Here is a 6,544-nt window from a genome sequence, read left to right on the forward strand (position 1 = left end):
AGCACTCAGCACTCAGCACTCAGCACTCAGCACTCAGCACTCAGCACTCAGCACTCAGCACTCAGCACTCAGCACTCAGCACTCAGCACTCAGCACTCAGCACTCAGCACTCAGCACTCAGCACTCAGCACTCAGCACTCAGCACTCAGCACTCAGCACTCAGCACTCAGCACTCATTACTGATTTTGGCGACAAATTCCAAATGCTGAGGTGTAGGCGTGTAAAAAGGTTCTGCCACCAACAGGGCCGATTTCACCGCCACAGAAAAAACCACCTACAGGAATATCGTTGAGATAGCGCTGAAATAGTTCAGAATCGAAGTTGGGTTTACCATACAGTCCTTCACCTCGTCCCAGACAAGAAAACATTAAGGCAGCTACGGCAGAGGGTTCAGATTCTCGTTGGTGTTGATAACTTTGGAGGAGTAATTCTAGGTCTTCAGCAGAGGCTTGGGCATCGCGGAGGTGGAATTGCAGCCTTTGACCAGGACGAACGCGATCGCCAATTGCGATCGCCCCAGCATTTGGATCGACCCCAAGAATACCACGTATTAAAAAGTCTCCTTGTTGCAAAGTCAGCTTAAATTCATCCATTGCCACACCAACAAACAGAGAATGCTGTGCTAAAATCCGTTCTTGTTCGCTGAGACTGGCAATTAAATCTCGCAATACCACTAAAGGCACTTTCTCATCTAACTCTAAAATAATATTGCGATCGGCTTTTGTAACTTGCAATGGCTTGCCAATTGGTCGGCACCCTTGGGCGACAATCGTTTCCAAAACAATATTCCCTGTCAAAGCTATACCAACAGTGCCTTCACGATACAAGTTTTGCTGTTCCTCACCGTTAGTATCGTTACAAAAAAGGGCAACACGACCACCCATACCTCCACCACTAGCCTGTCCCCCGATGATCGTCGATCCTGGATAAGCAAAATCCAGCCCCTGCAACAAATCGTTGATTCCAGAGGCGAAAGAACTAGACAACAAGATGAACTGCGGTGTCGGTGATGGTGGTACACCGATCAAATCAAGCCAAGCATCTGGCGAACTGTCTAAGTCAGGTAATTCTTCAGCAGCAATATGAAAAACTTGAATCTTTACTCCTGGAAGGTGTGCTAAAGTCAAGCTAATAGCTGGTTCGGCTTCTAATTCTTGGGTTTCTCCGCTAACTGTCGTCCCAATTACACCACCACCACTACAGCCAATTAGCACAGGCACAGAAAGTTTTTCAGCTAACAAGGGTAACAGTCGGGAATACTCACTCGTAAAAGCAGACGAAATGAATACCAGTCCTAAATCCGCAGGTGCTGTTAACGATGAAACAGCTCGTTCCACCACATCTGTAACAGCGGCTTCCAGAGAATGACGGGTTGATAGGGCATTTGCCCACTGCATTTGGTCTGCCATGAGTTTTGAGCTTCTTTCTCTTTTTAGGCTAGTAGATTTTGACTTTTTATTTTGGGAAGAATTGCATCTTACAAGAATTGATGCCAGCCCTTTGTCTCCTCCATCCCAAGAAGTTGGGGTTGTCATTCCCTAATATAGGCATCTAAATATATTGTATGATTATTTATCTATGCTACTAATTCCACAAAATCTTAAAAAATAAAGGTAAATGTATTATAGATGCGGTAGCTTGCTGTATTGGTTATAAATCAATGGGCTAAAACACTAACTTATGATCGACTAAATGGTTAGAATGGTTAGTAATCAAGCGAAAAACTGCCATTTCTGAACATTTTCTATACTAGTATTAACAACACACAACGAGACTAAAGCTAATGACCAACATCCAAGAAACAGCAAAAGGCGACATCCAAGAGAAAATCCAAGAAGAAGTGGAACAAGCGCGTACTGTCTGTGATATTAACGGTAGCAACTCACCAGAGTGTGCTGCTGCTTGGGATGCAGTAGAAGAATTGCAAGCCGAAGCTTCCCACAAGCGCCAAAGCAAGCCAAAAAATTCCCTAGAACAGTATTGTGATGACAATCCAGATGCAATTGAATGCCGGGTTTACGACGACTAGAAATTGAGGCAACTGGATTTTCTGTTGTTTGGTCAGCAAATAACCAGTATTGACTAAAGAAGACGCCTAGAGTGGAGGACGTGGAAACTCACCAATGTCCTCCACTGGCAAGCGTTTTTTTTAGACCTACCGATTTTAGTCATGGAAACAAAAAATAAATTCCTTATTTGAATCAATAGGCTTCTTCCAAAGGGATAAGTTGCGATTTTCATAAATTAAACAACCAATTAATTGGCACTAGGGGCGTACAGATGTACGCCCCTAGAAATTTTTTATAATACTCGTGACTTCTAGTCATACGAGGTTCAATAAACTATTATCAAGAAGAATTCAGGATGAATTGGAGTCCGACTGACTCCTAAATAAAAGGGTTTAATAGCCCTGACTTATTTAGCAGTCTATAATCAAGTAGTGGTATAAAATCGCACTTAATTTATTCAGACTCCTGACTTCTTTTTATCTATTGTTTGAGAAAAAATATGGACTATGATATTTGGTTTCGACCTTTCGTCTGGATTGATTACCGACTGGCAGTATTATTCCTGGTAATTATTCCGCTAATTCTTCTAATTTGGGCATTTGTACAAAAAGCAGAAGGCATACAACGCTTATTGGCTATATACTGGCGAGTATCAAGCCTGGTAGCAATCACAATTTACTTAATGATTGCCCAATATCCAGTTAGCTTTATCTCTGGATTGATAGCTCAGATTTTGATCCCGATTTCGCTGTGGTTCTGGGTGGATATCAACGATGAAATTGAGTATCAAACCAGTGGATCTTTGAAGTTTATTTTTACGTCTTGGCGCTGGGCGACAACTGTTTATTGTTTTTTGGGCGCACTAGCATTTATACCTTTTTTGGGTTGTGCTTTTTCTGGCAATATGCTGAAGACTGCTTATTGTCGCGTCTGGTTCGAGGCTCCGTTGCTATTCAAAGAATATTTTCATGCTAACAGCAAGGCTGAGTTCTTAGGTTTTCTTGGCATAACTAGTTTAGTAATTTATGTGCTTTACTTGAGCTATTTTGTTTTGATTAAGCTAGGCAAACAGGGACGTTCAGCCACACCACAGTAACGATCGTTGCGCCACCATACCCCTACTCTAAAAAAAATGAATTCCATTGGTAAGCGACTGGAACAATACACTGCTAAACGCACCAAAGAAGTCCTAATTGTAACGGTGGAAATTGCCGATGAGCAAGATACAATTGCTATTTTCAAAGGCTTTTCCAGTTCTTTAATGCGTCCTACAGCATTTGATGCAGATGTACCAGTTCTACCAGATGGAGCAAACATCCTCAACATTGACCGAGTAGCGAGTCCTTACAATCCTGAAGCACCCCGTTATCTTCAACAAGGACTCTCTTGGGAAGCTATGGAAGCTCTATTATCAGAGGTTGGTGTTTAACTAATTACTAATTCGTAATACCCTACGAGAAGCAAGCTACGTAATTAGTAATAATCAATAGTTAGCCCGCTTTAAGTTATCAATTGAGGCATCATTGCAGCCTTATATTTCTATCCAATAACCCTACTCTTTTCCTACAAGTGGTTTTACATAACGATGGTTGTCTAATCCTACTGGAGGCACTCTAAACAGAAGTAAAAACCCAGAGCCACTGTAAATGAGGAATACCAATGAAAAGTAGTTTGTGGGCTATTACGTTAAGCCAAACTTCTGAAGAGAGCCTTGAGGAAAGGGTTGCTTCAATCGCGGATTACCTTGCAAAGACTTACAAAGATGGTCAGTGGCAGATTTCAGATTTAGATGCAACAGGGAAACATGGCGGAAGGTTAACCTTGCAGCTAAATGATGAAGAGCAACTGTATTTACCATCCTCTGAATTTCTAGCTGTTTTAAAGGAAAATGGTCAGGTGATCGATTTAGATGCAGCAATGCTAATCAGCAGACAGCCTTTATTCAAGATTATCATTCAGGACGGTTCTTCTGTCGATATATTAGGTAAAGGAAAACTCTTACCAAGTGATGTGTTGGGGGCATATAAGACATCTGAACCTAAACTTTTTCTATGGAATTAACCTATGTTTAACTGATGTTAAGGAGGTTAATCAGTAACAGCGACAGCAAGCTAACAAATCTCGATGGAGCCGGCCGTATTAAGGTTGTCTGTAAGAACTGGAGGTGCTCTGCGGCGGCTCATCTCAATCTTTATCCTGAAGGAAGCAAGCTACCAGTCGAGTCTAAATTGCCGTCTGAAACGGTCTTCTCTACGAGACGCTGCGCGTAGCTTGCTTCCCTGTAAGGGTACAATTTTGAAGAATTATTTTGACTTTTAAATTTAAAAAATGTCCCGTTCTGGATACACGCTTCCCGCCTTTGCCTGCGCTGCTGCTGTTGCAGCTTTACACTGGTTACACGATCGCCAACCCCTAAGCATAGCATCAGTAGATTTGATTGAACCCGCTCAAATTGCAGCAATCCCCATTGAACAGGTAGCAGGACTATCTGAGAATACAGCCTTAGCGATCGCTCGCAGCGATCCTGGTGATAATCTCGATTTGACTAAAGATACACCGATTTGGGCGCTGGTGGAATGGCGAGAACAGGGTGATGATGCAGTAATTATCAAAGGTGGGGAGGGGATTGGTAGGCAATTAAACGCTGATGACAAGCCGGCTATTTATGCTTATGCTCAAAGGCTGTTGCAAGATAATTTGCAACGAATGCTAGCACCGGGAGAAAAAATCACGGTGACGATTATTTTACCTGAAGGGCGATCGCTTGCTATTCGGACTTCCAATTCTGCCTTTGGTGTGGTTGAAGGACTTTCTCTTTTAGGCACAACTGGCATTTCTCAACCTTTGAGTACACCAGATCAGCTTGCCGTTTTTCGGGAGGAATTACAAAATAAAGCCAGTCGTTTTGAGAGTTTAGTATTTTGTATCGGGGAGAATGGCCTAGATTTGGCGCGTAAACTAGGGATTAATCCCGATCAATTGGTCAAAACTGCTAACTGGCTGGGCCCAATGTTAGTAGAAGCTGATGTGCTGGGTGTAAAAGAAATTTTATTATTTGGCTATCACGGTAAGCTAATGAAACTGGCCGGAGGGATTTTTCATACCCATCACTACTTGGCTGATGGACGGCGAGAAATTTTGGCAGCCCACTGTGCGATCGCAGGTTTAAAATTACCAGATATCCAAGCTGTATTTAACAGTGCTACAGCTGAAGCAGCACTAACACACCTAAAATCACTAGATGCTGCAACTGGTAGTGATTGGGTAAATCAAGTTTACAGTGCGATCGCTGAAACTATCGATGTTCGTTCCCAAGAATACATCCAAAGCCATAGCGAAAAAGGCACAAAAGTAACAGTCTGTGGCTCTATTCTCTTCGATCGCGATCGCAAAATTATCGTGAAGAGTAAAACTGCTGGTCTGTTGATGGGAAAATTATGTTAATTTATTATGAATAATCGTAAACAATCCAAAAAAATAATCCTTTAAGTAACCACTCTAGGGTAGATTTATCGTTTTAATACCATCTCCAACTCCGGGGTTTGACAAATGCACCTAAACTAGCGTTTGTCAAGACTTTCTATACCATTATCAGCCTATCTAGGCTGGATAATAGCATCACCATAGACCACAAAGCATCTATTTATCCTTAACAGATATAACACTTCCGTCATGAATACAGCGGTGACTCTACCAACAGAACAAGCGCCCCAAACATTGGAAAATTTTGGGCGGCTTGATCGCCAATTGATTGTAATTCTGGATTTTGGCTCTCAATATTCTGAGCTGATTGCCCGTCGCATCCGCGAAACTCAAGTATACTCCGAAGTTTTATCCTATCGCACTAGTTCTGAACATTTGCACCAACTCAATCCTAAGGGAATCATCCTCTCAGGTGGCCCAAGTTCAGTTTATGGTGACAACGCTCCCCATTGTGACCCAGAAATCTGGAATTTGGGAATACCCATTTTGGGTGTTTGCTATGGGATGCAGTTGATGGTAAACCAACTTGGTGGGGAAGTGGCAAAGGCAGATCGAGGTGAATACGGCAAAGCCTTATTATATATTGACGATCCCACAGATTTGCTTACTAATGTTGAAGATGGTACTACCATGTGGATGAGTCATGGAGACTCAGTTATCCAAATGCCATCAGGGTTTGAATTACTAGCACATACAGAAAATACTCCCTGTGCTGCGATCGCTGACCACGAAAAGAAACTTTACGGCGTTCAGTTCCATCCAGAGGTGGTGCATTCTGTTGGTGGCATAGCATTAATCCGTAATTTTGTCTACCATATCTGCGATTGCGAACCCACTTGGACAACAGCGGCTTTTGTTGAAGAAGCAATTCGAGAAATTCGCGCCAGAGTTGGTGAAAAGCGGGTGCTGTTGGCGCTGTCTGGTGGAGTGGATTCTTCTACGCTGGCTTTCTTGCTATACAAAGCGATTGGCGAGCAACTAACTTGCGTGTTTATCGACCAAGGCTTTATGCGAAAATATGAGCCAGAGCGATTGGTAAAACTGTTTCAAGA

The 6,544-nt window shown here is 42.6% G+C and carries 8 protein-coding genes; 7 read left to right on the forward strand and 1 reads right to left on the reverse strand.

The window, feature by feature from the left end; genetic code table 11:
• Nucleotides 1-183: hypothetical protein (locus tag IQ229_RS08080; RefSeq protein ID WP_194042766.1), on the forward strand; the 183-nt coding region annotated here is incomplete at its 5' end.
• Here the strand turns inward: IQ229_RS08080 and IQ229_RS08085 are convergent.
• Nucleotides 177-1,409 carry an FIST signal transduction protein gene (locus IQ229_RS08085; protein ID WP_194042768.1) on the reverse strand — a complete coding sequence of 411 codons (1,233 nt, stop codon included), beginning with the start codon at nt 1,407-1,409 and terminating at the stop codon, nt 177-179. The two genes, IQ229_RS08080 and IQ229_RS08085, sit on opposite strands and share 7 nt — an antisense overlap.
• Before the next feature lie 374 nt (nt 1,410-1,783).
• Between IQ229_RS08085 and IQ229_RS08090 the strand changes: the two genes are divergently transcribed.
• The 6 genes from IQ229_RS08090 to guaA form a co-directional block, all read left to right on the forward strand.
• A complete protein-coding gene (locus IQ229_RS08090) occupies nt 1,784-2,029 on the forward strand; it encodes a Calvin cycle protein CP12 (protein WP_069074399.1) in 246 nt (81 codons plus the stop codon).
• Nucleotides 2,030-2,508: 479 nt separating this feature from the next.
• Nucleotides 2,509-3,105 carry a DUF3177 family protein gene (locus tag IQ229_RS08095; protein ID WP_194042770.1) on the forward strand — a complete coding sequence of 199 codons (597 nt, stop codon included), beginning with the start codon at nt 2,509-2,511 and terminating at the stop codon, nt 3,103-3,105.
• A 36-nt stretch (nt 3,106-3,141) separates the two neighbouring features.
• Nucleotides 3,142-3,438, forward strand: a complete 297-nt coding sequence (locus IQ229_RS08100) for a DUF7734 family protein (protein ID WP_194042771.1) — start codon at nt 3,142-3,144, stop codon at nt 3,436-3,438.
• 230 nt (nt 3,439-3,668) lie between these two features.
• Complete coding sequence (locus IQ229_RS08105) at nt 3,669-4,070, forward strand: hypothetical protein (protein ID WP_194042773.1); 402 nt, start codon at nt 3,669-3,671, stop codon at nt 4,068-4,070.
• A gap of 267 nt (nt 4,071-4,337) precedes the next feature.
• Nucleotides 4,338-5,453 carry a cobalt-precorrin-5B (C(1))-methyltransferase CbiD gene (cbiD, locus tag IQ229_RS08110; protein WP_194042775.1) on the forward strand — a complete coding sequence of 372 codons (1,116 nt, stop codon included), beginning with the start codon at nt 4,338-4,340 and terminating at the stop codon, nt 5,451-5,453.
• A 228-nt stretch (nt 5,454-5,681) separates the two neighbouring features.
• The coding region (gene guaA, locus IQ229_RS08115) for a glutamine-hydrolyzing GMP synthase (RefSeq protein ID WP_194042777.1) at nt 5,682-6,544 on the forward strand (863 nt) is incomplete at its 3' end.

The sequence above is a fragment of the Nostoc cf. edaphicum LEGE 07299 genome (assembly GCF_015207245.1).
Lineage (GTDB): Bacteria > Cyanobacteriota > Cyanobacteriia > Cyanobacteriales > Nostocaceae > Nostoc > Nostoc edaphicum_B.

Coding starts and splice junctions, on each gene's coding strand:
- cbiD (WP_194042775.1), top strand. CDS start 4,338: ATGTCCCGTTCTGGATACACGCTTCCCGCCTTTGCCTGCGCTGCTGCT.
- IQ229_RS08090 (WP_069074399.1), top strand. CDS start 1,784: ATGACCAACATCCAAGAAACAGCAAAAGGCGACATCCAAGAGAAAATC.
- IQ229_RS08085 (WP_194042768.1), bottom strand. CDS start 1,409: ATGGCAGACCAAATGCAGTGGGCAAATGCCCTATCAACCCGTCATTCT.
- IQ229_RS08100 (WP_194042771.1), top strand. CDS start 3,142: ATGAATTCCATTGGTAAGCGACTGGAACAATACACTGCTAAACGCACC.
- IQ229_RS08095 (WP_194042770.1), top strand. CDS start 2,509: ATGGACTATGATATTTGGTTTCGACCTTTCGTCTGGATTGATTACCGA.
- IQ229_RS08105 (WP_194042773.1), top strand. CDS start 3,669: ATGAAAAGTAGTTTGTGGGCTATTACGTTAAGCCAAACTTCTGAAGAG.